Below are 22,362 nucleotides of genomic sequence, written 5' to 3'. Positions count from 1 at the left end.
CACTACGTCCCCGCATCGGGTGCGCCACCGGGCCGGTGGGACCCCGCCGCGGGGCGACGACACGCCGGGGGACACTCCGGTTCTCGGCGGTCCGTCGGAGCGCTGGGCCGCCGCCGCCGCGGTTCCCTGTTGCACACTGGAGGCGATGAACCCGGTGCCGTCGTCCTCCGATCCCGAGCGTCGCCCCGCCGCCTCCCCGGCCGCGGGTCGCCGTCGGCGGAAGGCCGCTCCCCAGCTGTCCGTCGGCACCCTGGACGACGTCCGTCCCGGCGCGCTCCTGGTGGCCCTGCCTGCGCTGACCGACCCGACGTTCGCCGGCTCGGTCGTCTACGTCCTCGACCACTCCACCACCGGCACGATCGGTGTCGTGCTGGGCCGGCCGAGCGAGGTTCGCATCGGCGACGTCCTGCCGGGCTGGTCGGACCTCGCGGTCGAGCCGGGGGTCTTCCACGTCGGCGGTCCCTGCGAGACGGACACCGCGCTCTGCCTGGCCACCCGCCGGGGCACCGGTCCGCTGCCGGAGGACTCCGGGCTGCGGCCGGTCTGCGGCGCCGTCCACCTGGTCGACCTGGACAGCGACCCCGAGCCGCTGGTCGGGGAGATCACCGGGCTGCGGGTGTTCGCCGGGTACGCCGGCTGGTCGCCCGGACAGCTGGGTATGGAGGTCGTCCAGGGCTCCTGGGCGTGCGTGGACGGCCTGCCCGGCGACGTGCTGACCGGGGCCGCCGGGCCCGAGCTGTGGCACGCGGTGCTCCGCCGCCAGACCGGGCGCCTCGGCGTGCTGTCCACCGCCCCGGCGGACCCGTCCGCCAACTGAGCGGCGCCGGCGGCGTGTCCCGGCGTGTCACCTCCCGCGCGGGTGCCCTGCTCTGGTAAGAAGGACGTGCGAGAGGGGGCGGCCTGGGGAAGAGGCCGCCCCCTCTCGTGCTGTTCTCACAGGCCGAGCGCACCGGCGATCTCCGGGTGCACGGTCGCGTCCACCGTGTCGGTGTCGGCGGGCAGCGCGATGTCCCGGGCCCCGTGGTCGGAGAGGGTCACCGTGACGTCGAACTCCTGGTCGCTGAGCCGGGTGACGTACTGCACCAGCAGCCGGCTGTCCGCGGCGACCGAGGTGCGGGCGCCCGAGCCGCTCTGAAACACTGAGGCCAGCTGCCCGTCCACCGACTGAGTGCCCTGCCAGGTGTAGTCCCGCTCGAGGAACGACCGCGGGTCGTCGGGCTGCCGGGCCGAGAGCGCGGGCACCAGTTGCACCAGCACGTCGACCAGCGAGGCCGTGCCGCCCGGGGTCACCGTGGTGATCGGCCGCCGCACGTATGCGGCCGCGGGCAGCCCGGCGCCGGTCAGCGCCTCGGCGAGGCCGGGGACGTCGCCGAACCAGACGTCGTCGGGGGTGAAGAACAGGGTGCGGACGTCGTCGGGCCGGCCCTCCTCCGGGTAGCTGGTCACCGCCTGCGCCCGGCCGGTGCCGCGGGCGAAGTCGACCTCCCCGGTGAGGGTGAGCAGCGCGCCCTCGGCGAAGGGCGCGGTGACGACGAAGTCCGCGCCGCCCTCCTGGTGGTTGCGGTAGAGCACCTGCGCGAGGACGTCGGCCTCCGCCTCGGTGATCGGCGCGCCCGGAACCCGCGCCGGCTCGTCGTCCCCGCCGCACCCGGCCAGCAGCGCGAGGACGAGGCCGAGTGCGGCGAGTCGCACCAGGTGGAGGAGGGGCAGCGGGCGGCGCAGGGGCATGGGGGCAACCCTAGGAGCCCGCTCGCGGGCTGCTGGCCGGGGAACGGCGACGGCCCGTGCACCCCCGAGGGGCACGGGCCGTCAGCTGTGAGGACCGCCCTTCGATTACCGCTCGATGTCTCCTCGGATGAAGGCCTCGACGGCGTCGCGGGCGGTGCTGTCGTCGTACTGGACGGGCGGGCTCTTCATGAAATACGAGGAGGCGGACAGGATCGGTCCGCCGATGCCGCGGTCGAGGGCGATCTTGGCGGCGCGGACGGCGTCGATGATGATCCCGGCGGAGTTGGGGGAGTCCCAGACCTCGAGCTTGTACTCCAGGCTCAGCGGCACGTCGCCGAAGGCGCGGCCCTCGAGGCGGACGTAGGCCCACTTGCGGTCCGACAGCCAGGGCACGTGGTCCGAGGGTCCGATGTGCACGTTGCCGGTGCCCATGTCGCGGTCGACCTGGCTGGTGACCGACTGGGTCTTGGAGATCTTCTTGGACTCCAGGCGTTCGCGCTCGAGCATGTTCTTGAAGTCCATGTTGCCGCCGACGTTGAGCTGCATGGTGCGGTCGAGCTGGACGCCGCGGTCTTCGAAGAGCTTGGCCAGCACGCGGTGGGTGATGGTGGCGCCGACCTGGCTCTTGATGTCGTCGCCGACGATGGGGATGCCGGCGGCGGTGAACTTGGCGGCCCATGCGGGGGTGCCGGCGATGAAGACCGGCAGGGCGTTGACGAAGGCGACGCCGGCGTCGAGGGCGGCCTGGGCGTAGAACTCGGCGGCCTGCTGGGAGCCGACGGGGAGGTAGCAGACGAGCACGTCGGCGCGGGAGGCGCGCAGCGCGGCGACGACGTCGACGGGCTGTTCGTCGGATTCCTCGATGGTCTCCCGGTAGTACCTGCCCAGGCCGTCGAGGGTGACCCCGCGCTGCACGGTGATCCCGAGCGGGGGGACGTCGGTGATGGTGATGGTGTTGTTCTCGCTGGCGACGATGGCCTCGGACAGGTCGCGGCCGACCTTCTTGGCGTCCACGTCGAACGCGGCGACGAACCGGATGTCGGAGACGTGGTAGTCACCGAACCGGACGTGCATCAGACCGGGGACGGGCTGCGACTCGTCCGCATCCCGGTAGTAGTGCACCCCCTGCACCAGGGAGGAGGCGCAGTTCCCCACCCCGACGATCGCCACACGAACCGAACTCATGGCAGTGCTCCTCACTCTCGTTCTGGCTGTCTTCCCGGGACCTGGCTCAGTCCCAGTCGTTGTCGAAGTCGGTGCTGACGATCTGGCCGGTGTCGGCATCCACCTCGACCTCGGTCGAGGTGCCGTCGTCGTGCCGGATGGTGACCTCGTACTGCAGGCCCGACAGGAAGTCCTGGTCCTGGTCCACCTCGTAGACCTGGCCGGGGGCGAACTGGACGGCGATCGTCGCGGCCTCGTCCATGCTCACTCCGTCGGCGGTGTCGACCGGTGCCGGAGCGGGCGCGTCGGCCGGGGCGTCGGCGGGGGCGTCCGCCGGTGCCGTGGTGGGGGAGGCCGAACCGTCCGCGGACCGGTTCGACGGGAACCCGTTGGTCTCGACGCGGTAGGACTGCGGCGTGGTCGCGGTCTCGGTGGAGAAGAGGGAGATGGCGCCCAACCCGACACCGGTGCCGAGGGCGACGGCCAGGGTGGCCCCGACGATGACGCGGCGGGAGGTGAGCGACGAGCGGTTCATGGTGGTGTCCCTTCCTGGTGGCTGCGGATCCGGTGATCCGCCGTCTGCCTTGCCAGAACTCTCGCCGCCCGCCGGGCCGCTCAGAACCCACCCCAGGTGGTGGAGGACCGCCACCTGGGCGTCGAGGATGCCCACCTGCGGAACGGCCGCCGGGACGACGCCACCGGCGGAGGGGGCCTTACAGGTCCCGGCGGTTGACCAGGCCGAGGCCGAGGACGCGCTCGACCAGCTTGACCCGCTTCTGGTTCTGCGGCAGGTCCTCGATCTGGAACTTCTGGAACATGGCCCGCAGGTGGGTCTTCACCGCGTCCACGCTGAGGAACAGCTCGTCGGCGATCTGCTGGTTCGACGCCGGGGTGGCGTACGGGTCGTCGTGCTTGTACGGCCGGCACAGCGCGATGGCGATCTGCCGCTGGGTCGGGGACAGCGAGGCCGCGGTGACCAGCTGCTCCCCCACCTTGGTCAGCTGGGTGGTCGGCCGGGTGGTGTCCCGGAAGCGGAACGACGTCGAGCCGAGCACGAACGTGTCACCGTCGCGCAGCCGGCGCCGGCCGGTGAGCCGCTCCCCGTTGAGGAAGGTGCCGTTCCGGGACAGCCCGTCGTCGACCAGCGTCCAGTCCGAGCCGACGCGCTCCAGCCCGGCGTGCACCCGGGACACCCGCTCGTCCCAGGGCAGCCGGACGTCGCACCCGGAGCCACGGCCGAGGGTCAGGGAGGTCTCGCCGTCCAGGGGCACGAACCGCTGGGCGCCTGCGTCGTCGCGGTACACCAGGGCGGCACCCTCTGCGCCGGCCCACTGCCGCCGACCGGCGCCGTCCTCCGGGCCGGTCATCGCCCACCCCGCATGGCGTGGAGCCTACGACGCCGCGGGGGCGTTCCGAACCGTGTCCGCCGCCCCTCGGCGCCACTAGGCTGGCCGTCCCCCACGGGTCGACGCGAGGTGGCGGATGGCTGCTGTCATCGAGGACCACGGCATCATCGGTGATCTCCACACGGCCGCGCTGGTCTCCACCGAGGGCGACATCGACTGGCTCTGCCTGCCCCGCTTCGACTCCCCGTCGGTGTTCGCCTCGATCCTCGACGACGAGCGGGGTGGCCGGTTCACGGTGCGGTGCACCGGGGCCACCCGGGTGAAGCAGATGTACCTGCCCGACTCGAACGTCCTGGTGACCCGGTTCCTCGGCGAGCAGTTCGTCGGCGAGGTCGTGGACTTCATGGTGCCGCACGAGGCCGGGTCGAGCCGGCGCGGGGCCAACCAGCTCGTGCGCCTGGTCCGGGCCGTCCGCGGGCGGGTGGACGTCGAGATCCGCTGCGCGCCGGCCTTCGACTACGCCCGGGCCCGTACCGAGGTGGAGGTCGTCGAGGGCTCCGGGGCCTTCTTCTTCTCCCCGCAGGCCCAGCTCGTCCTGCGGTCCACCGTGCCGCTGACCGCCGACGGGTCCGCCGCCGTCGGCTCGGCGGTGCTCGAGGCCGGCGAGAGCCTGGCGCTGGCGCTGTCCCGCTGGGGCTCGCCGCACCCCCTGGGGATGGCCGAGGTCGAGGACCTGCTCGCCGGCACGCTGGACTACTGGCAGCGGTGGATCCGCCGCTCCCGCTACCGGGGCCGGTACCGGGAGATGGTGGAACGGTCGGCGCTCACCCTCAAGCTGCTCGTCTACCAGCCCACCGGAGCGCTGGTCGCCGCCCCCACCACCTCGCTGCCGGAGGCGATCGGCGGCACCCGCAACTGGGACTACCGCTTCACCTGGGTCCGTGACGCCGCGTTCACCGTGTACGCGCTGATGCGGCTGGGCTTCACCGAGGAGGCCGGCGCCTTCATGACCTGGCTGGAGGCCCGCTGCCTCGACGCCCGGGCCGACAAGGGGCTGCACATCCTCTACGGCATCGACGGGGAGGTCGTCGGCACCGAGTCGACGCTGGACCACCTCCGGGGGTACCGGGACTCCGGTCCGGTGCGGATCGGGAACGGCGCCGCGCACCAGCTCCAGCTGGACATCCTGGGCGAGGTCATGGACTCGGTGCACCTGTACGACCGGAACGGCCGGCCGGTCTCCTACGAGCTGTGGACGGCGCTGTGCCGCCAGCTCGACTGGCTGGAGGCGCACTGGGAGGAGCCGGACTGCGGGGTCTGGGAGGTCCGCGGGCCCACCCGGCGGTTCACCTACTCGACGCTGATGACCTGGGTGGCCTTCGAGCGGGCCGGCCGGCTCGCCCGTCGGCGCGGGCTCCCGGCACCGCTGGCCGCCTGGCGCGACGTGGCCGACCGGGCCTACCTGCAGGTGCAGGAACAGGACTGGAACCCCGACGTCGGCGCGTACGTGCAGTACCCGCATGCCACGACGCTGGACGCCGGCGCGCTGATGATCCCGCTGGTCGGGTTCGCCGGCGCGGAGGACCCCCGGTTCCTGTCCACGCTGTCCCGCATCGAGGCGGAGCTGGTGACCGACAGCCTGGTGCACCGGTACCACGCCGACGGCAGCGACGGCTTCGACGAGCCCGAGGGCACCTTCAACCTGTGCTCGTTCTGGTACGTCGAGGCGCTGACCCGGGCCGGCCGCCTCCAGCAGGCCCGGCACACCTTCGAGAAGATGCTGACCTACGCCAACCACCTCGGGCTGTACTCGGAGGAGATCGGCGCCTCCGGCGAGGCCCTGGGCAACTTCCCCCAGGCGTTCACCCACCTCGGCCTCATCCGCGCGGCCGTCAAGCTCGACCGGGCCCTGGCGGCATCGGGTCGGTGACTGGCAGGTGACCATGTCCGTTCCCCTGACCGAAAGGCCGTCCCCCGCCCTGCGGGAGTGGCCGCGGGTGCAGGTGCACCCGGGGACGGGTGTGGTCGACCGGCGCGGCGACGTCCTGCTGGTGGTGCCCGTCCTCCCGCCGTCCTCGGCCGAGCGGGTGCGCGAGCTGGTCCGGCTGTGCCACCGCCCCGACCCGACCGGTTCCGCCCGGGTCGACGCGCTCCGCGCACTGCTGGACCTGCGTGCTGCGGACCTGCCCGGCTTCGCGCTGCTGGTCCGCAGCGGCTCGGTCCTGCGGGCCCTCGTCCACGGCCCGGTGCGGGTCCGCGTCGACGGCCGCGCGCCGGACCTGCCGGCCGGCGATGCCGCGCGGCTCGGCGAGCACGTCCTCGCGGACGGCGAGTGGCACGAGCTGACGGTGGCGGCGGACGGGGACGCGGAGCTCCCCGCCGTCTCCGAGGTGCTGCGCCTGGACCTGGAGAGCGGCACCGTGCCGGGAGCCGGGGTCACCCTGCTGCCCACCGCCGCGGGGCCGGCGCAGCAGTTGCCCGGCGGAGCGGCGGGGGCGGCCGGTCCCGGGGTCCCGTCGTCGGCGACGGCGCTGCGGCCCGCGGTGCTGTTCCGGACGGTGCTGCTCGGGGAGTGCGTCGCCGCCGCGGGCGGGCAGCCCGCCCGGGGGGCGCGCCGCCCGCCGCTGCCGATCGCCGGGGCGCGCGGGGAGAGCGGCGTGGACACCGCGACGACGGGCCCCGAGGTGCTCGTCGAGGGCGTGCACTGCCCCCACGGGCACTTCACCGACCCGGAGCTGCCGGCCTGCCCGGCCTGCGGCGCACCGCTGTCCCCCGCCGGTCCGCGGGTGCGGCTGCCGCGACCGCCGCTGGGCATCCTGGTCACCGACGGCGGGACGATCTACCCGGTGACCGGGGACCTCCTCATCGGCCGCGAGGCGGCCCAGGCGCCCGACGTGCTCGCCGGGCGGGCGCGCGCCCTGCCGCTGCGGGACGCGGCGCGCAGCACGTCGCGGGTCCACGCCCGGCTCACCGTCGACGGGTGGAAGGTGCTGCTCAGCGACAACGGCTCGGCCAACGGCACGTTCCTCAGCCGGTCCGGGGCGGCGGGCCCCTGGCTGCCGGTCACCGCGCAGATCCCGGTCCGCCTGGTCCACGGCGACCGGGTGCGCCTGGGCAAGCGCCAGCTGCTGTTCGACACCTGGCGGGAGACGGCCGTCTCCCGCGGTCCCCGGTGACGACCTGATGGACCGGATCGCCGACTACGTCTTCCTCCGGGAGCTGGGCCGGGGCGAGCACAGCCACGTCTACCTGGCCCGGACGCCGCGGCGCCTCGGGATCCCCCCGGACACGGTCTCGGTCAAGGTGCTGTCCCTAACCGGCACCGACGGGTTCGACGCGCTGGCCGACGAGCTGAGCCTCTTCGCCGCGCTCCGCGCACCGGAGCTGGTCCCGATGTACGACGTCGGGATGGACGGCGGGGTGGTGTTCTACGCCATGCGCCACGAGCCCGCCGGGTCGCTGGCCGCACCGGCCCGGGACCTGACCCGCCGCGAGCGCCTCCGGGCCGTCGCCCGGGCGGCCCGGGGCGCGCACGAGATGCACGAGGCCGGCCTGGTGCACCGGGGCATCGCGCCCACCAACGTCCTGCTCGACAAGGCCGGCGCCGTCCTGGCCGAGCCGAGCCTGGGACACCTGCTCACCCAGGGGCACACGGTGAGCGGCCTCGGGACCGGGTCGCAGGCCGGCCGGCTGGAGTTCGTCGCGCCGGAGCTCATGCGCGGGCGCCCGGCGGGCCGGGCCAGCGACGTCTGGGCGCTCGGGGTGACCCTGCACCTGGTCCTGACCGGCCACGGGCTGTTCCCGGCGATGGTGTCCGCGGACCCCTTCACGGCGGTGCGGATCTACCTGCGGAGCCAGCCGGTGCCGGGCGACGACCTGACCGAGGGCGAACGGGCCGTCGTCACCAGGGCGGTCCACCCGGATCCCGCGCACCGCTTCCGGACCGCGGCCGAGCTGGCCGACGCGGTCGAGGAGGTCGCCCGGCGACCGGGGTGAGGCCGCCGCAGAGGCGGCGACGAGGGGGTCCAACGCAGGCGGTGGAGCGGCTAGCCTGGCGCCCGCGCCAGCGGCGCCGACGGGAGGGACGCGCGTGGGCAGAGGCGGCCCGTCGACGAAGAGCGGCGGCGACTTGCGGAAGACGATGCGGCTGTTCGCGCGCTTCACCAAGGGGCAGCGCCGCGCCTTCGTCTGGGCCTTCGCGTTCCTGGCGATCGAGGCGGCCACCGCGGTCGCCGTCCCCGACCTGATCAGCAAGCTGACCAACTTGCTCAAGGACGACCTCGAGCCGAAGTACGGCGGCGTGACGGTGCCCGCGGACATCGCCGTCTACGTGATCGCGGCGGGCATCGTCGTGGCGACGGCGGTGAACAGCTCCTCGGCCTCCCTGGCGGAGATCAAGCTGGCCACCGCCGGGCGGACGCTCGGTTTCAACCTGCGCGGTGCGCTGTTCGCCCACCTGCAGCGGCTCCCGCTGGCCTTCCACCTCCGGCGCAGCACCGGTGACGTCCTCACCCGGATCACCGGGGACGTCAAGGCCATGGAGGACTTCGTCGAGGACTCCGTCAGTGACCTCGTGGGCAGCGTGCTGGTCCTCGGCGCGACCCTGAGCTACCTGTTCACGCAGCGCTGGGAGATCGCGCTGCTCGCGCTCGGGATCGTGCCGCTGATGACGCTGATCTCGAACTCCTTCGCCCGCCGGATCAAGTCCGCCTCCAAGCAGGAGCGCGCGAGCGAGGGCGAGCTGGCGTCCACGGCGCAGGAGATGCTGTCGGCCATCAGCCTCGTCCAGGTCTACGGCCGGGGTGAGCTCCAGGAGCGGAAGTTCGCCCAGCACAGCCGCTCGGCGCGGGACGCCGTCCTGCGCACCTCCCGGATCGAGGCGGTGTTCAGCTTCACCGTCGCCTTCCTCGAGTCCGTCGCCATCGCGGTGGTGATCCTGGTGGGCGCCTCGTTGGTGGACGACGAGGCGCTCACCGCCGGGGCGCTGATCGCGTTCATCCTGCTCGTCCAGGGCATGTTCAAGCCGATCAAGCGGATCATCAAGCAGTGGAACCGGGTGGCGGCCGTCTACGCCAGCGTGGACCGGGTCGGTGAGCTGCTCGACCGCCAGCCCACCGTGGTGGACCGGCCGGACGCCCGGCCGGCGCCCCCGCTCACCGGCGAGATCGAGTTCCGGGACGTCAGCTTCGCCTACCAGCTGGCCGGCGAGACGCAGGACGGAGCGAGTGGGCGGCTCGCCCTGCAGTCGGTGAGCTTCCGGATCGCGGCCGGCGAGTCGGTCGCGCTCGTGGGGCGCAGCGGAGCAGGGAAGAGCACGATCGCCCAGCTGCTGCCCCGGCTGTACGACCCGCACGCGGGCGCCGTCCTCGTCGACGGCCACGACATCCGCGAGTTCACCTACGACTCACTGCGCGCGCAGATGAGCATGGTCCTGCAGGAGACGATCCTGCTCCGCGGCACCGTCGCCGAGAACATCGCCTACGGCCGTGAGGGCGCGACCCAGGACGACGTCGTGGCCGCCGCCAAGCTCGCGAGCGCCCACGACTTCATCATGGACATGGAGGACGGGTACGACACCGTCCTCGGCGAGCGCGCCGCCACGCTGTCCGGTGGTCAGCGACAGCGGCTGGCCATCGCCCGCGCCTTCATCCGGGACACCCCCATCCTGATCCTGGACGAGCCCACCACCGGACTGGACGCCGAGTCGTCCGGGACCGTCGCGGAGTCCCTGCAGATGCTGGCGCGCAACCGGTCCACGGTGATCGTGTCGCACGACCTCAACCTGATCCGCCACGTGGACCGCGTCCTGGTGATCTCCGCCGGCCGGGTTCTGGAGGAGGGCAGCCCGGCCGACCTGCTCGTCAACGGCGGGCTCTACGCCGAGCTGTACGCCGCTCAGTTCGGCGAGGCGATCGGCGGGGAGGCGGCCGAGGCCGAGGCCGAGGCCGAGAAGACGCTGGGCGAGCTCGCGGCCGAGGTGGGGCTGGGCAGCCCCGCGCCCATGGCGGTCGAGGCCTTCGGCACCGCTCTCACCCGGGCGATGCCCCTCCCGGCGACCCAGGAGCAGTTCCGCGCACTCACCGGCTGGCTCGAGCGGCCCCCGGTCCCCGCTCCTCGTGGCCCGTCGCCCGGCGAGGTCGACCTGGACCCGCTCCGCTCGCCGGCCCTGGGCCAGGCGGTACCGGGACTGGCCGAGGCCCTGACCGGGACCGCGATGGCGCCGCGCCTGCAGCGCATGCTCGGCGACGACTGGGAGCTGCTGGACTGCTCGCCGGGCAAGGTGTGCGTGGCACCTGGGGAGGGGGCCACCCTCCAGTACCGCCTGGAGCTGCGCCGCCGGGGCGGGTTCGAGAACGGCGAGCACCTCGTGGCGGGGCGGCTGTTCCCCACGGTGGAGGGCGCCGAGGCGTGGCTGTCCTCCCTCGACCCGCTGGCCGGCCGGCTGGAGGAGCGTGCCGACCTGCGCGCCTTCACCGCGCCGACGCTCCTGGTGCGCGAGCTGCGACTCGTCCTGCACGCGTTGCCGCTCGACCCGGCGCTCCCCGGCCTGGTGCTCGCTACCGACCCCTCGCGGCTCGTGGAGATGCTCGGGCCGGTGGTCACCAGCGCGGTGCCCGGGCTGCTCCTCGAGGGGTGCACCGCGGAGGTCGTCAAGTACGGCCGGGGCGCGGCCGTGCTGCGGTACGAGCTGGCCTGGCGCCTCCAGCCCAGCCGCCGCAGCCTCAAGCAGGTCATGTACGGCCGGGTGTACGCCGACGGCCGGGGGCAGCTGATCGGTCCGGCCGTCAACGCCCTGCGGCAGCTGCTGCACGACGGGTCGGGCACCTCCCTGCCCTTCCTGGTCCCCCGGTTCCAGGCCTACCTCCCCGACCTGCGCCTGGCGCTCCTCGACGCGGTGCCCGGGTCCCCGCTGCTGCCCTCGCTGGTCCGGGCCCGGGCGGGGGTGGCCGGTCCGCCGGCGGTCGTCGGGCCCACCCCGGAGGACGCGGTCGCGGCGTGCGCCCGGATCGCGGCCGCCCTGCACCGGTCGTCGATCCCGGTCGGGCCGGCCCGCACCGCCGGTGAGGAGATCGAGCGGGTGCGGGCAGCCGTCGACGGCCTCGCCCCGCTGGCCCCGGCGGTCGCCGCGTCGCTGCACCGCCACCTGGAGTCGGTCCGCGACCTGGGCCGCGAGGAGCAGCGGCTCGGCGTCGCGCACGGCGACCTGGAGCCCTCGCAGGTCCTCTTCGACGGCCCGACCACCAGCCTGGTCGACTTCGACACGGTGTGTCTCGCCGAGCCCGCCCTGGACCTCGGCCAGTTCACCGCGTCCCTGGCCCTGGCGTCCCGCAAGGCCCAGGACGCCGCGGGGGTGACCCCCGACGGCGGCGCAGACCTCACCTCGGGCTTCCTCCGCGAGTACCTGCACCTGAGCGACAACGGCGACCCGGACCTCCTGCTCGACCGGGCGGCCGCACACCAGACGCTGGCGCTGACGCGTCTCGCCGTCCGGAGCTGGTGCCGGCTCAAGCCCGAGCGGCTGCGGAGCACGCTCGCCCTGCTCGACGAGACACACCGCCTCCACACGCGGTGACCCGCCAGTTGGGGGGTGTCTTAAACGGTTGACACGCCCTGGAGCAGGGGGCTCTGATGTGACGCGAGTCACGCGAAGAGGCTCGTCAGTGCGCCGCGGCCCATACGGAGTGCCCATGACCCGTCATCGGCGTCGGACCCCGTGGGTGGTCGCTGCGGCTGCTGCCTTCCTGGTGTCCGGGACGCTGCCGGCAGCCGCCCACGAGCACCCCACGCCCACCGAGCGGAGCGCGCCCGGTGTCGTGTTCGTGGAGGCGCGCGCCACGGTCGAGGTCGCCCTGGTGGAGCACCTGCAGAGCGACCCCGAGGGGATCCACATCCGGATCATCCAGAGCACCTCGACCCCGGTGCTCGCCAAAGCCAGCGGTTTCGTCGTCGAGTCGACCGGCACCATCGTCACCACCGGCCGGATCACCCAGACCGACCTCGACCGGGCGCGGGTCTACGGGGTCAACGAGGCCTTCGCCAACCAGTACGGGGACCAGGCGCCGCTGGGCGACGACCTGTTCAGCCGGCAGGCGGTCGGCGACGCGGCGAACCGGCTGCAGCAGCGGCTGGAGGCCTGCTACCCGCCGCACCGCACCAACGACGCCGGGGGATGCGTCGTCACAGTCGAGCCGACCTACGTCGTCTACCCGCACGTCACCTCCCAGGAGGAGTACGGGGCGATGCGCGCGGAGCTGCTGCCGAGCAGCACCCCGGAGGTGGCCGTGCTCCGGGTCAGGGGAGCCAGCGGCATGCCGACGGTGCCCCTCGGCGAGTCCACGGAGGGGGCCAGCGCGCTGGCCTCCCTCGGCTTCACCGGCATCCCGAACGGCACCGACCCCCCTGCGGCGATCAACGCCCACCTGGCCGAGCGTGGCGCCACCGTGCTGAAGACCGAGGACCTGGACGAGAAGGAGACGAAGGCCAACATCGACCTGGCCGCCGGCCTGCCGGCCGGGATGCTCGGCGGCCCGCTCGTCGACGAGCAGGGTCAGGTCGTCGGGTTCCTCGTGCCGGACGCCGACTCCGGGCCTCCGCCGGCCGCGCCGGGCCGGCTCGTCGACGTCGGCGCGGTCCGCGACGTGCTGGCCGCGGAGGGGATCACCCCCCGCCAGGGGCCGGTGGACACCAGCTTCGAGGCGGCGATGCACGCGTTCAAGAACGGGGGGTACGCCGCCTCCATCCCCAACCTGAAGGCGACCCTCGAGCTCTTCCCCGGTCATGCGATGGCGGCCGCCAACCTCGCCGTGGCCGAGCAGAACGTCAGCGCGGGGACCCCGGGACCGGCGGACGCCGGCGGGGTGAGCTCCGCGGCCCCCGACGGCACGGACGACGGGATCTCCTGGGCGCTGTGGCTGCCCCTCCTCACCGTCCTGCTGCTGCTCGCCGGCGTCGCCGCGTTCCTGCTGCACCGCCGCCGGGCCGCGCCCGTGGGCGGGACTCCCCCGTCGCCGGGGACGCCGCCGGCGGGGAAGAGCCAGCACGCCGCGCCGTCCCGGGCCCCCACCGGACAGCGCGACCGCCCGGTGGTGCCCGGCCAGGCCACCGGCTCGCGGTCCGGCTCCCGGTCCGTCGTCCCCGGGAACGGGCCGGGCCGGCGCGGTGCGGACTCCCCCGGCCCCGGTGCCCCGGCCCTCTCGGGGTCCCCCCGGTCGCGGTCCGTCGCGGGGCAGGGGCCCGCGGTCGCCGTCGGCGACGAGGGCCGCCGTGCGTCGCGCGCCGTCGCCGCCCCGCCGTCGTCCCGCCGCGACGACCAGGAGGCCTCGGAGCGACCCGTCTTCTGCACCTCGTGCGGTTCCCGACTCGCTCCCGACCACCTGTACTGCGGCCGGTGCGGCGCACCCGCCCGGTGAACCGGTGCCGGAGAGCCGGGCAGTGAGCGGAGTCGCGCGACCATGACCACCCAGGAACCGGGCACGGTGATCGCCGGCTACCGGATCGAGTCGCTGATCGGTCGGGGTGGCATGGCGGTGGTCTACCGCGCGGAGGACATGCGGCTGGGCCGCAAGGTCGCGTTGAAGCTGCTCTCCCCGCAGCTGGCGGACAACGAGCAGTTCCGGCAGCGGTTCATCCGGGAGTCCCGGCTGGCCGCGTCGTTGGACCACCCGAACATCGTGCCGATCTTCGAGGCGGGAGAGGCCGGCGAGCAGCTGTTCATCGCGATGCGCTACGTCGTCGGCAGCGACCTGAAGGGCGTGCTGGCCGAGGAGGGTGGCCGGCTGCCGGAGGGGCGGACCCTGCGGCTGTTCAGTCAGATCGCGGACGCGCTGGACTCCGCCCACCGAGCGGGGCTGGTGCACCGGGACGTCAAGCCGGGCAACATCCTGGTGGCGGCCGGCTCGGACCAGCCCCGGCGCTCCCGGGACGACCACGTCTACCTCACCGACTTCGGCCTGACCAAGCGCACGTCCGAGCTGTCGGGCGGGCTGACCGGGACCGGGCACTTCCTGGGCACGGTCGACTTCGTCTCCCCGGAGCAGATCCAGGGCCGGCCGGTGGGCCCGGGGACGGACATCTACGCGCTGGGTTGCGTGCTCTTCGAGTGCCTGACCGGGCAGCTGCCCTTCCGCCGGGACGACGACGCGGCGCTGCTGTGGGCCCACCTGGTCGAGATGCCGCCACCGGTGACCGGGATCCGGCCCGAGCTGCCCCCGGCGGTCAACGCGGTGGTGGCCCGCGCGATGGCCAAGGACCCCGCCGATCGGTTCGCCTCCTGCCAGGAGTTCCTCCGGGCGCTCGAGCTCGCGCTCGACTTGCCGGCCCCGGTGACCTCCCGCGGTGGCTCGTGGGTCGAGGACGGTCGGAGCGCCCCGCGCCCCGACGAGCCCCCGTCGGACGACTCCCGGGACGAACCCGGGACGGTTACCGGACACGTGCTCGGGGGCAGCCAGCACCCGTCCTTCCCGTCCGGCTCGCGCATGCGGTTCCCGCCGCGGACGGGGTTCCGCCACCCGATCCCCCCGCCGCCGGACCCCGGGACCGACCTCGGCGGGTATCCGGACCCCGAGTTCGAGGACTCTCCCGGGTACGACGACGAGGACGTCGAGCCCGACTGGGACGACGGCGGACCGGTGGCCCCGCCGGCGGTCCCGGCGTGGCGCCGTCACCGGCGACTGATCGCGATCGTGGCCGCCGCCGTCGTCGTGGCCACGGTCGCGGCGGTGGTGCTGCTGCGCTCCTCCCTGTTCGCGGAGGAGTACCGGACCTACACCAGCCAGCAGACCGTCGTGCCGTTCCGGCTGGACCACCCCACCGACTGGGGGACGCTGGTGTCACCGGCCAGCGACATCGTCCTGGGACCGGACCCGACCGCAGCCGGTGACCTGTTCTTCAGCAGGGGCGAGCCGACCGCGTGGGCGCGGGCGGGTGAGGCGCTGCGGTCCGGTGGCGCCGAGGACGTCTGGCTGTACGTGTACTCCTCGTCGGCCACGTACGACACGTCCGGCACCGAGCAGCTGCAGGACTCGATCCGCCTGCTGCTGCCCGAGGCCACGGAGTTCGACTCGGTGCACCGGGACGTGTCGGTGTCCGGCGCCCCGGCCGACGAGCTGGAGGCGGTCACCTCCGATCCGCAGGACGCGCAGTCCCGGCTGCGCGTCCTGATCGACGTCGTCCAGCCGCCCGGCGCCGGAGGAGCGGTGCTCCTCGCGTTCTTCGCTCCCCCGGACGTGTTCGAGGACCAGCGGTCCACGTTCGAACGGGTCCGGGACTCCTTCCAGGTCACCGGATGACGCGAGGCGACGAGGCGACATGACGGAGCAGCAGCCAGGTACCGAGATCGCCGGCTACCGGATCGAGTCCATGATCGGTCGCGGCGGCATGGCGGTGGTCTACCGCGCGGAGGACATGCGGCTGGGCCGCAAGGTCGCGTTGAAGCTGCTGACCCCGCAGCTGGCGGACAACGAGCAGTTCCGGCAGCGGTTCATCCGGGAGTCCCGGCTGGCCGCGTCGCTGGACCACCCGAACATCGTGCCGATCTTCGAGGCCGGCGAGGCCGACGGGCAGCTGTTCATCGCGATGCGCTACGTCGTCGGCAGCGACCTGAAGGGCGTGCTGGCCGAGGAGGGCGGCCACCTCCCGGTGGGCCGGACGCTGGCGCTGATGCGCCAGGTCGGGGACGCGTTGGACACGGCGCACCGGGCCGGGCTGGTGCACCGGGACGTCAAGCCGGGCAACATCCTCGTCACCGCCCCCCGGGAGCGCCCGCAGCAGACCCAGCGCACGCGGTCCACCCTCGGCGACCACGTCTACCTCACCGACTTCGGCCTGACCAAGCGCACCGCCGGGCTGTCCAGCGGGCTGACCGGGACCGGGCACTTCCTGGGCACGGTCGACTACGTCTCCCCGGAGCAGATCCAGGGCCGGCCGGTGGGCCCGGGGACGGACATCTACGCGCTGGGCTGCGTGCTCTACGAGTGCCTGACCGGGCAGCTGCCCTTCCGCCGGGACGACGACGCGGCGCTGCTGTGGGCGCACCTGGTCGAGCCGCCGCCACCGGTCACGGCGGCGCAGCCGGGGATCCCCGCGGCGGTCAACGCGGTGGTGGCCCGCGCGATGGCCAAGGACCCCGGGGACCGGTACGAGTCGTGCGAGGAGCTGGTGCACGACCTCGAGCAGGCCCTCGGCATGCCGGCGTCCGGGCACCCCGTCCCCCGCCCGTCAACCGACGACAGCAGACGGATGACGGTCGTCGGGGACTCCCCGCACGGGCCGGGCGCGGTGGCGGGCTACAGCCTCGCGATCGACCTCGGGACGGCCTTCATCGCCGCCGCGGTGGCCGGCGAAGCCGGGCTCGAGATGTTCGCGCTCGGAGACGGCTCGACGGTCGCGCCGGCCGCCGTCTACGTCCGGGACGACGGGCGGCTGGTGACGGGTGAGGCCGCCGCCCGGCGGGCGGTGAGCGCCCCCGACCGGGTGGCGCGGGACGTCAAGCGGCACCTGGGCAACCCCACCCCGGTGATGCTCGGCGGTACGCCGTACGCGGTCCCTGACCTGCTCGGCGTGCTGCTGCAGGACGTGCTCGGCCGGGTGACCGAGCGCCAGGGCGCCGCGCCGGACGTCGTCGCGCTCACCCACCCGGCCAACTGGGGACCCATCCGCCGGGAGCTGTTCCAGGACGTGGCCCGGTCCGCGGGGCTGACCGAGCCGCTGTACACCACCGAGCCCGAGGCGGCGGCCACGCACTACGCCACCACCCGTCCCCTCGGCGAGGGTGAGGCCATCGCCGTCTACGACCTCGGCGGCGGCACCTTCGACGCGACGGTCCTCCGCCGCACGGCGCACGGCTTCGAGATCGTCGGGACCCCCGAGGGCATCGAGCGGCTCGGGGGGACCGACTTCGACGAGGCCGTCCTCGGCCACGTCAACTACGTCGCCGGCGGGGCGCTGACCGAGCTGGACATGAGCGACCCGAAGACCGTCATGGCCCTCGCCCGGCTGCGCCAGGACTGCACCCTGGCCAAGGAGGCGCTGTCGGTCGACCTCGAGGCGACCATCCCGGTGTTCCTGCCGCACCGGCACTTCGAGGTCACCCTCACCCGGAGTGAGCTGGAGGGCATGATCCGGGCACCGATCGAGTCGACGATCGGCACCCTCGACCGGGTGCTGCGTGCGGCCCAGATCCCGCGCAGCCAGCTGTCGGCGGTGCTCCTGGTCGGCGGCTCCTCCCGGATCCCGCTGGTCGCCCAGATGGTGTCCGAGGCCTTCGGCCGGCCCACGGTGGTGGGCACCCATCCCAAGCACGTGGTGGCCCTCGGCGCCGCCGTGCTCGCGGAGGCCCGCCGGAAGAAGGTGCCCGCCATGCTCCTGACCGGCGTGGACGCCGGGCGGACGGGGCAGGAGTCCGTGGTCGGCAACCTCTACCGCCCGGCGCAGTCGGTGCACACGGAGGCGTGGCGCCCGCCGCCGGGGATCGCGTCGCGGGGGTCGGGCTCCCTCGTCGCCCCGGCCGGATCGGGCTCCGCCGTCCGGCCGGACGGATCGCGTTCCGCCGCCGGAGCGGCCGGGTCGAGCTCCGCCGTCCGGCCGGACGGATCGGGTCCCGTCGCCCCGCCGGACGGATCGGGTCCGGCCGGCACCCCGCCCGCAGCGGGTTCCGCCGTCCGGCCGGCGGGTTCGGGCGCGGAACCGCCCGGGTCGGGCGCGGAACCGCCGGGCCCGGTGCCCGAGCCGCGCAGCGGCGAGCCCTCCGGCGACGCCGCCCCGCCGCCGCCGGGCCGGGGAGGGCCGGGCCGGGCCGCCGCGCTGAGGCGCCGGCCGGTGCAGCTCATCGTGGGGCTCGTGCTGCTGCTGGTCATCGGCAGCGTGGTCGGCTACGTCGTCCTGCGGCCGGACGGTCAGCAGACGGGGGGCCAGGCGCAGACGTCCTCGCCGGCGCCCTCGCCGTCCGCAGCGGCGCCGGCCACGACGGCGCCGGCGGTCCCGATCCCGTCGATCGGGGCGACCATCGACGTCGGGGAGACCCCGGGCTTCGTCGTCGCCGCCCCGAGCGGCCGGCAGCTCTACGTCGCCAACCGGGACGCCGGCGTGGTCACCGTCGTCGACACGGCCGTGGACCAGGTGACCGCCACCATCCCGATCAGCGCCGGCCCGCCCCAGTTCATCGCCTTCAGCCCGGACGGGCGGCGGGCGTACGTGAGCGTGTGGGACGACGCCCGGACCATCGCGGCGGTCAGCGTGCTGGACACGACGACGAACGCGGTCGTCGAGACCATCCCCGTGGACACCCGCCCGTTCCTCGCGGCGGTGTCCCCCGACGGGAAGTCGATCTACGTGCCCAACCACGACACCGACAACGTGTCGGTGATCGACACCGCCACGGACACGCTGACCGTGAACATCGAGGTGGCGCCCAACCCGCACTCGGTCGCCTTCTCCCAGGACGGGTCGCGGGCCTACACCGCCAACCACGACTCGAACCTCGTCTCGGTCATCGACACCGCGACCAACACGGTCCTCACGACGATCCCGACGCCGACGAGCCCGCACAGCATCGCGGTGCACCCGACCCGGCCGTTGTTCATCGTCGCGACCTACGACGCCGACTCGGCGTCGGTGATCGACACGGACACCAACACGCTGACCGAGACGATCCCGGTGGGCGCGTTCCCGCAGCACGCCGAGTGGTCCGCCGACGGCCGGTTCGCCTACATCACGAACAACGAGGACAACAGCGTCTCGGTCATCGACGCCGACACCTTCACGGTCACGGCGACCATCCCCACCGGCGCCTCACCCACGTCCATGGCGATCCTGCCCGACGGCAGCAGGGGCTACGTCAGCAACCTCCGGGACGGCACGCTCACCGTGCTCAACCTGTCGGGCTGAGGCGGGGCTGCGCGGAACGCTCGGCGAGGGCGAGTGACCGGGACACCTCGTCGAGCACCGCGGCGACCTCGCCGGCCCGCGGGCTGTGCAGGCGGTTGGCCCGGCGGGCGGCGATCTTCAGCAGCAACGCGGCCTCGAACACGTGGGCGCGGCCGGCGATGCCCGCGCAGGTCCCTGCCGACTCGCCCCGCTCGGCGAGGCGGGACAGGTACGCCGTGAGGAAGGCCTCGGCGGCCGCCTCGAACCACGCCCGCCGCCCGGCCCGGCGGTACCAGAGCCCGGCGGGCCGCAGGTAGGCGAGGAAGTAGCCGACGTCGAGGGCGGGATCGGCGAGGCAGAACTGGTCGAAGTCCACGAGGAACACCGCGCCGTCCCGGACCATCAGCTGGCTGGACTTGTAGCTGCCGTGCCCGGGCCGGAGCATGTCGGTCGGCAGCCCCTCCAGGGCGCTGCACAGCGCGCTGGTCACCCGGCGGACCTCCGGGGTCAGCTCGGGCACGTACTGCTCCAGCAGCCGGGCCCGCTTGACCGCCTTCCCCGCCTCCTCGGCTCCCGTGCGCCGGCTGAGACCGGCGGTGTCCAGGCCGCTGGTGTGCAGCTCCGCGAGGGCCCGGGCGGCCGCGCGGACCACCTCGAGGGCGTCCGCGGAACCGGGGTGCACGACGTCGAGTCCGGAGAGCGCCGGCACCGGGTCGCGGCTGCTCCCGAGGTCCTCGGTCAGCGCCAGCGGCAGCCCCGGCACCACGCCGAGGGGCGCCGCGGTCCAGCCGACCGCCGCCTGGGTGCGCAGCCGGGACAGGAGGTCGTCGGCGGCCTGAGCCTCCTCCGGCTCCCGGTACAGCTTGGCCACGAGGGTGCAGGTCCGCGTGCCGGCCGCTCCCCCCTCGGCGGACGCGTTCCCGAAGAGCAGCCGGTAGCGGAGCACGCACCGGTCCCCGGGCTTGTAGCGCACGGGCTCGGCCACGACGTCGAGCAGCGAGAGGTCCGGGGGCACGTCGGAGAACCGCCGCGCGGTCGACTCGAGCGCGCTCGCCAGGGCACCGTGCCCGGCGGGCGCCATGACGGTGTCCAGGTGCGGCAGCTTCGGGTCGACCGGGAACTGCTGGACGGTGGGGCCGGTGGCCGCGGCGCCGTCGGCCGTTCCGAGGAGGGACTGCTCGTCGACGGTGACCGTGAAGATCTGGCCCCGCTGGTCCGGGCCGAAGACGGCGACGAGCCCCCGTCCGGGCTTGCGGCGCAGGTACCGCAGCGGCGGGCGGGGTCGGTCGGTGTCCTGCCCGGCGAGGTGGTGGTCGAGCGCCTCGGTCGCGAGGGTCACGTTCGGTCGTGCCGGTGCGGTCGGCGTGCTCATGCCGTCACCGTCCTCGTGGTCTCCAGGGTGGACAGGAAGCGGAGCAGGGACTGCGCGGGCTCGCGGGCGCCGCGGAACCCGGGGAAGGGGTTGACGTCCACCACCACCGGCCGGCCGCCGGTGATGAGCAGGTCGACGCCGTACAGCTGCAGGCCCAGGGCGGCTCCGGCGCCCCGGGCCGTCTCGATCCAGTCCGCCGGGAGCTCGGCCGGGTCCAGCCGCTCGTCGGCGCTCTTGTCGACGGACTCCAGGGCGCTGCGCCGCCGGGCCGCGGACATGTCCTCGCCGATCACCCACAGCTTGATGTCGAAGCCGTCGTTGGTGGCGAACTCCTGGGCGACGACCGGCTCGTCGCCCCACTCGGGCAGCAGGTCGGCGAGCTCGGCCGGGTCGGCCACCAGGCGCACGAGGTCGCGGCGGGAGCTGGTCCGGCTCTTGACGACCAGCGGCCACGACAGGTCCGCGCCGGCCAGGTCACGCAGGGCGGGGACGGACCACGACCGCGGGGCGGGGACCCCCTCGCGGTCCAGGGCCTCCGCCGTCGCGGCGCGGTCCAGCGCCGCGGTGGTCGCGGCCGGGGGGTTCACGACCAGGCTGCCGGCGCGCTCCGCCGTCGTCGCCACCCGCCGGGCCTCCGGGGTTCGGGACTTCAGCAGGACGACGTCCGGCGGCGGCTGCAGGCCGGGCCCCTCGCCGTAGCCCTCGGGCAGGGTCGTGGTGTCGTGGACGGCGACGTCGTGGTGGTGGGCCAGCTCGGCCATGACCGCGGTGAGGACCGGGTTGGGCGCGGCCTCGGCGAGCAGGTGGATCCTCATGCCCGGGGCTCCGCGACGGTGGAGAGGACCGGGCGGTAGACGGTGGGCGAGGCGGCCTTGGCAGAGGCGCGGGCGGCGGCCTGGCGCCGGGTCACCCGCAGCACGGTGCGGGCCAGCCGCCAGGCGGCCTGCGGGACGTTGCCGAAGCTGGGGAAGTCGTTGACGTCGAGGACGACCCAGCCATTGGCGGTCTCGACGACGTCGATCCCGTAGATGTCGAGCCCGAACACCCGGCCGACGGCGCGGGCCAGGCTCCGCAGCTCGGGGGTGACCGGGATCTGCTCCTCGACGACGTGCGCGCCCGGGTGCAGCGGTGAGCGCTTCACGGTGGCGAACACCTCGTCGCCGGTGTTGTACAGCTTGACGTCGTAGCCGGGGTTGGGCAGGTAGGGCTGGGCCAGCAGGCTGCCGCTGTCGTCGATGTCGAGCCGCGCCAGCTCGGCCGGGCTGTCCACCCGGTACACGTCCCGCAGCGCGCTGCCGTTGTTGGGCTTCACGACCAGGGGGTAGGCGTCCGCCGGGATCTGCTCGAGCAGGGTGGACTTGTGCGCGAACCAGGTCTTCGGGAAGGGGATGCCGGCGGCCCGGGCACGGACGGCGGCGACGGCCTTGTCCCGGGCCAGGCGGATGGCGCGGTAGTCGTTGACCGTGGTGACGCCCGCGGCTCCGGCGGCGTCGAGCAGGCTGAGGCCGGGGCCGGAGGAGACCGTCTTCAGCACGAACGCGTCGTACCGCGCCGCATCGGTGGGCAGCAGCTCCCACAGGTCGGTCACGGTGCCGTTCGGCCGCAGCACGTCGACGTGGTGTCCGCAGGAGCGCAGCACGTCCACGACCGCGCCGGGCATCACGTCGTTCTCGTACTTCGCCTCGACGATGAAGCACAGCCGCACAGGGGAGGTCAGCAGGACCTCGCCGAACTCCCGGATCGCGTTGACGTCGATCTGTTTCGTACTGGAGCGGGTCTCGCTGGAGCTGGACGAGCTGGTCATCTCGGTGTGCCACCCCTCGGGTCGCGGCCGGCTCTCGGCCTGACACCACTCTGGACCCGGCGAGGGCGGCTGCACAGGCCCCCAGG

15 protein-coding genes are annotated in these 22,362 nt (G+C 74.1%); 8 read left to right on the top strand and 7 right to left on the bottom strand.

Annotated features, from left to right (window positions below; genetic code table 11):
- Positions 1 to 145 precede the first annotated feature (145 nt).
- Entirely contained in the window at positions 146 to 817 is a 672-nt protein-coding gene (locus HK417_RS12045) for a YqgE/AlgH family protein (RefSeq protein ID WP_222266702.1), read from the top strand.
- Between the two features lie 116 nt (positions 818 to 933).
- Here the strand turns inward: HK417_RS12045 and HK417_RS12040 are convergent, their stop codons facing one another.
- From HK417_RS12040 to HK417_RS12025, 4 genes are all read right to left on the bottom strand, one after another.
- Positions 934 to 1,728 (bottom strand): hypothetical protein, encoded by a 795-nt coding sequence (locus tag HK417_RS12040; RefSeq protein WP_222266700.1) that lies wholly within the window; start codon positions 1,726 to 1,728, stop codon positions 934 to 936.
- Between the two features lie 105 nt (positions 1,729 to 1,833).
- Positions 1,834 to 2,913 carry an inositol-3-phosphate synthase gene (locus tag HK417_RS12035; RefSeq protein ID WP_222266698.1) on the bottom strand — a complete coding sequence of 360 codons (1,080 nt, stop codon included), beginning with the start codon at positions 2,911 to 2,913 and terminating at the stop codon, positions 1,834 to 1,836.
- A 46-nt stretch (positions 2,914 to 2,959) separates the two neighbouring features.
- Positions 2,960 to 3,427, bottom strand: coding sequence for a PepSY domain-containing protein (locus HK417_RS12030; protein WP_222266696.1), 468 nt, complete (start codon positions 3,425 to 3,427; stop codon positions 2,960 to 2,962).
- Positions 3,428 to 3,605: 178 nt separating this feature from the next.
- Positions 3,606 to 4,259: an FHA domain-containing protein gene (locus HK417_RS12025; RefSeq protein ID WP_222266694.1), complete on the bottom strand. Its 654-nt coding sequence runs from the start codon at positions 4,257 to 4,259 to the stop codon at positions 3,606 to 3,608.
- A gap of 115 nt (positions 4,260 to 4,374) precedes the next feature.
- Between HK417_RS12025 and HK417_RS12020 the strand changes: the two genes are divergently transcribed.
- The 7 genes from HK417_RS12020 to HK417_RS11990 all read left to right on the top strand — a co-directional run bounded on the left by HK417_RS12020 (position 4,375) and on the right by HK417_RS11990 (position 19,121).
- Positions 4,375 to 6,168: a glycoside hydrolase family 15 protein gene (locus tag HK417_RS12020; RefSeq protein WP_222266692.1), complete on the top strand. Its 1,794-nt coding sequence runs from the start codon at positions 4,375 to 4,377 to the stop codon at positions 6,166 to 6,168.
- A 13-nt stretch (positions 6,169 to 6,181) separates the two neighbouring features.
- Positions 6,182 to 7,414, top strand: coding sequence for an FHA domain-containing protein (locus tag HK417_RS12015; RefSeq protein WP_222266690.1), 1,233 nt, complete (start codon positions 6,182 to 6,184; stop codon positions 7,412 to 7,414).
- Between the two features lie 7 nt (positions 7,415 to 7,421).
- Positions 7,422 to 8,234: a protein kinase domain-containing protein gene (locus HK417_RS12010; RefSeq protein ID WP_222266688.1), complete on the top strand. Its 813-nt coding sequence runs from the start codon at positions 7,422 to 7,424 to the stop codon at positions 8,232 to 8,234.
- A 94-nt stretch (positions 8,235 to 8,328) separates the two neighbouring features.
- Complete coding sequence (locus HK417_RS12005) at positions 8,329 to 11,811, top strand: ABC transporter ATP-binding protein (RefSeq protein WP_222266686.1); 3,483 nt, start codon at positions 8,329 to 8,331, stop codon at positions 11,809 to 11,811.
- Between the two features lie 115 nt (positions 11,812 to 11,926).
- Positions 11,927 to 13,648, top strand: a complete 1,722-nt coding sequence (locus HK417_RS12000) for a trypsin-like peptidase domain-containing protein (protein ID WP_222266684.1) — start codon at positions 11,927 to 11,929, stop codon at positions 13,646 to 13,648.
- A gap of 42 nt (positions 13,649 to 13,690) precedes the next feature.
- Positions 13,691 to 15,526 (top strand): serine/threonine-protein kinase, encoded by a 1,836-nt coding sequence (locus HK417_RS11995; RefSeq protein ID WP_222266682.1) that lies wholly within the window; start codon positions 13,691 to 13,693, stop codon positions 15,524 to 15,526.
- 19 nt (positions 15,527 to 15,545) lie between these two features.
- Positions 15,546 to 19,121, top strand: coding sequence for an Hsp70 family protein (locus HK417_RS11990; RefSeq protein WP_222266680.1), 3,576 nt, complete (start codon positions 15,546 to 15,548; stop codon positions 19,119 to 19,121).
- Here the strand turns inward: HK417_RS11990 and HK417_RS11985 are convergent.
- Genes HK417_RS11985 through HK417_RS11975 form a run of 3 tightly spaced genes read right to left on the bottom strand, consistent with a single transcriptional unit; the run spans position 19,105 to position 22,276 of the window.
- Positions 19,105 to 20,472 carry a phosphotransferase gene (locus HK417_RS11985; RefSeq protein WP_222266678.1) on the bottom strand — a complete coding sequence of 456 codons (1,368 nt, stop codon included), beginning with the start codon at positions 20,470 to 20,472 and terminating at the stop codon, positions 19,105 to 19,107. The two genes, HK417_RS11990 and HK417_RS11985, sit on opposite strands and share 17 nt — an antisense overlap.
- Positions 20,469 to 21,287 (bottom strand): ATP-grasp domain-containing protein, encoded by an 819-nt coding sequence (locus HK417_RS11980; protein ID WP_222266677.1) that lies wholly within the window; start codon positions 21,285 to 21,287, stop codon positions 20,469 to 20,471. The genes HK417_RS11985 and HK417_RS11980 overlap by 4 nt, the downstream gene beginning before the upstream one ends.
- A complete protein-coding gene (locus HK417_RS11975; RefSeq protein ID WP_222266675.1) occupies positions 21,284 to 22,276 on the bottom strand; it encodes an ATP-grasp domain-containing protein in 993 nt (330 codons plus the stop codon). The genes HK417_RS11980 and HK417_RS11975 overlap by 4 nt, the downstream gene beginning before the upstream one ends.
- Positions 22,277 to 22,362 lie beyond the last annotated feature (86 nt).

Origin of the sequence: Modestobacter marinus (assembly GCF_019799945.1) — a bacterium.
GTDB classification, from domain to species: domain Bacteria; phylum Actinomycetota; class Actinomycetes; order Mycobacteriales; family Geodermatophilaceae; genus Modestobacter; species Modestobacter marinus_B.
Note: the sequence above shows the minus strand (reverse complement) of the source record. Positions and strands in the feature narration are given on the sequence as shown.